Raw genomic sequence first — 3,455 nt, 5'->3', positions numbered from 1 at the left:
TAATGTCGAGCAGTCCGTAATGTGGAGTACGAGGCTCTAACGCACCACTGTACATTGGATCTGGAAGCAACGACTTCACATTAGTACCATGATCAGAGCTCCTTCTGCGTCTATTCGAAAGGAGATTCTGATGATTTGCGAACTCTTACCGACGTCCTATGCCCGGCACCTTTCCCTACCTTTGCTCGGGTCAGTTCTCGACGAATTTGATGACTGGCTTGTCGCGCAGGGATACCGGTTCGCCACCCGCCAGTGCTACGTTCTGCGCTGCACCGCAATCGAGGCGTATTTTCACAAACGTCGTCAACATAGCCTTGCGACGCTAACACGAGAGAGTCTGCGTAAGTGCTGGCAGCATTTTCGTCAGCGTCCCGGCGGAGTATCCGGCACTGTCGGCTGCTTGCAGCGCTTTCTCCAAAGTCGGCGGATGCTGGCGCCCAATCCACCCGCGGATATGCCGTTCGACGCGAGCGTTGCCGCTTACCTTCGGTACCTGACCGAAGTCAGGGGACTGTCTCCGGTCACTATTGAGCAGCATGCGCACACGGCCTGGCAACTGTTGCGTTTCCAGATTGATTCGGATTCCGCCTTTCGGCTGGCCGATCTTACCCAGACCCACATCGAGCGTTTCATCATCTACGCCGGTAGTCGGTTCGGCCGGGGCACACTTCAACATGTCGCTGCTCAGGTTCGCGGTTTCCTGCGATTCCTCGCCTTGCGTGGCGAAATATCTTCGGGACTGGACCGCCAGATTGACACGCCCCGAGCCTATCGACTGCAATACCTGCCATGTGTATTGCCTTGGGAAACCGTCTCGGCTTTGCTCGAGTCGATCGATCGCAGATGTCCCGGCGGGCTGCGCGATTACGTCATTTTCCTGCTCATCGCGACGTACGGCCTTCGCGGGTGCGATGTTGCCAGCTTGCGGCTGGATGACGTCGATTGGCACGCCGGTGAGATTCATATCAATCAATCTAAAACCAGGCACCCTCTGAATCTCCCCCTGACCGACCCGGTCGCCGCGGCACTGATAGCTTATCTGCAGGAGGCTCGCCCCCACACGGCCTGTCGCGAGATTTTTCTGAGCGTTGTTGCGCCGATTCTGCCCATCAGGAGGCAGGCCGTTGGTTACGCGTTCCGCTTCCGGGCCAGGCAAAGCGGACTTGCTATCCCGTTTCGGGGTGTTCATTGTCTGCGTCATTCGTATGCAACGCATTTGCTTCGCGAGGGCATACCCCTCAAGACCATCGGCGACCTTCTCGGTCATCGCAGCACGGAAAGCACGTGCGTGTACCTCCGGCTCGATCTTGAGGAACTGCGCGAAGTGGCGTTGCCACTGCCCGGGTCAGCTATTCAGGAGGCCATGTCATGAAACGTATGAATGAGAGCTGCTTGTCCTCATCAATAGGACGTTACGTCGAACTGAAGCAGGCACTCGGTCGAGGCTTCGCGGGCGAGCGCCGCATCCTCGAAACCATCGAGGACTGCATGATTCGTGTCGGCGCCGCCGACTTGACTCAGAGCGTATTTGCGCGTTGGTGCCGAACGTTAGTCGATCTGTCGCCCACGGTCCGACGCAACCATATGCGGATCGTGCGCAATTTTTGCCTCTACCTCCGTCGCACCGAGCCGGATTGTTTCGTGCCGGACGCTGACGACTTTCCGCAACGGCACCAGCCCGTTCTACCTCACATCTATACCGACGCGGAGATCACACAACTGCTGCGGGCTGCAGCGAAGCTGAAGCCGGTGCCGCTTTCCCCTTTGCGTCCACAGGTTTTCCGCCTGGCGATCGTGTTGCTCAACACCACAGGAATGCGGCGCGGGGAACTGGCGCACTTGACCCTCGCGGATTATGACCAACGTGCCCAGAGCCTGCTCGTGCGGGAATCCAAGTTCCACAGGTCTCGCCATCTTCCGCTTTCGGCCGATGCGAACCGGGAAGTGGAGGCCTATCTTGCCCGCAGGCAACAGTACCCTCTGCCAATGGGAGCCGGCTCGGCGCTGCTGTGGAACCGGTATCCCAATGGTTATTCGGGTTGCGGGCTGGGGGACGGAATTCATGAGCTTGTGCGCGATTCGGGTATTCGTACAGCGAACGGGCACCTACCGCGCGTTCATGACATGAGGCATGCCTTCGCGGTCAGGGCACTCCTGCGCTGGTATCACGCGGGCGTCGATGTCCAGAGCAGGTTACCGGTACTCGCGACCTACATGGGCCACGTCTCCGTCGCCTCGACTGAGTATTACCTGCCATTTGTTGCTGAACTTGCCGGTGCAGCCAACAGCCGGTTCGCTGGTCGCTACGGCACACTCATTGAACCGTTTGCCGACGGAGGTGCGACATGAGAGCCACCTATCCCAACGCACTGGCGCGCACGGTACGCTGCTTCTTCAGCGAATATCTGACCGAACAGCGTGGCGTGAGCCGGCATACCACGCTCAGTTACCGCGATACGATGATTCTTCTGCTGCGATTCGTTGCCATCTCCGAGCACCGTGATCCAGCCACGCTGGATCTGGATGCGATCTCGCCGGAGGCCGTCCTGGCGTTCCTGAACTACCTGGAGCAGGTGCGTCACAACCAAACGTCCTCGCGCAACGTGCGGCTCGCCGCCATTCATTCGTTCTTCCGCTACGTAGCAACGCATGCGCCGGAGAGGATCGAACAGGCGCAGCGGATTCTGGGCATTCCCTTCAAGCGCACACGAACCGGATCCGTCGACTACCTCGAGGAGGACGAGATCCGTGCCGTCCTGAATTGTATCGATCGAAGCACCTGCTACGGCCGTCGTGACTACGCGTTACTCGGTGTGCTGTTTAATACCGGCGCACGGGCCCAGGAAATCGTCGACTTAAATGTCTGTGATCTGCAGATCGATCCGCCATCCCAGATAACCCTGTTCGGCAAGGGGCGAAAGCGGAGAGTCTGTCCGCTCTGGCCTCAGACGGCACAGGTGTTGAAGCAGTTCGTCATGGAAACGCAGCTGGACAGTCGCTCGAATACGCCGCTCTTCTGCAACCAGCGAGGGCAGCGGCTCACGCGGTTTGGTATCGGCTACATTCTGTCGAAGTACTTCCGGGCGGCAGTGATCAAATGCCCGTCCCTGGCCAGCAAGCGCCTTCACCCGCACTGCGCCAGGCATAGCACGGCGATGTTGTTGCTCAAATCCGGGGTAGATCTGGTAACCATAAGTCACTGGCTCGGTCACGCCAGCGTCAACACCACCAACCGCTATGCGACCGCCGATCTGGAAATGAAACGCCAAGCCATCGCCCGGGCGCAGCCGCTCGCAAACTCGCTCACACCGTCAGACTCGTGGCGTCAGGATGCCTCCGTCATCGAGTGGCTCGCTTCGTTGTAGCGTTAAGGTAATGGGGAGTCTGCCTATCCGGGCCCCCCTTTCCGCGAGCGATCGTGGGATCTCCTCAACATTACGGATTGCTCGACATTA

3 protein-coding genes are annotated in these 3,455 nt (G+C 58.9%); all 3 read left to right on the top strand.

Annotated elements, in window-relative coordinates:
- The first annotated feature begins 130 nt into the window (after positions 1 to 130).
- From SB822_RS54250 to SB822_RS54240, 3 genes are read left to right on the top strand one after another with little or no spacing between them, the layout of a single operon-like run.
- Positions 131 to 1,372, top strand: a complete 1,242-nt coding sequence (locus SB822_RS54250; RefSeq protein WP_410858745.1) for a site-specific integrase — start codon at positions 131 to 133, stop codon at positions 1,370 to 1,372.
- On the top strand, positions 1,369 to 2,349 hold the full coding sequence (locus tag SB822_RS54245; RefSeq protein ID WP_410858744.1) for a tyrosine-type recombinase/integrase: 981 nt from the start codon (positions 1,369 to 1,371) through the stop codon (positions 2,347 to 2,349). Before SB822_RS54250 ends, SB822_RS54245 begins: the two co-directional genes overlap by 4 nt.
- Positions 2,346 to 3,365, top strand: coding sequence for a site-specific integrase (locus tag SB822_RS54240; protein ID WP_410858743.1), 1,020 nt, complete (start codon positions 2,346 to 2,348; stop codon positions 3,363 to 3,365). The genes SB822_RS54245 and SB822_RS54240 overlap by 4 nt, the downstream gene beginning before the upstream one ends.
- The last annotated feature ends 90 nt before the right edge of the window (positions 3,366 to 3,455 follow it).

Origin of the sequence: Paraburkholderia sp. SIMBA_054, from assembly GCF_046534875.1 — a bacterium.
Taxonomy (GTDB): Bacteria; Pseudomonadota; Gammaproteobacteria; order Burkholderiales; family Burkholderiaceae; genus Paraburkholderia; species Paraburkholderia hospita.
The sequence above is the reverse complement of the archived record's forward strand: the minus strand, read 5'-3'. Positions and strand labels throughout refer to the sequence as shown.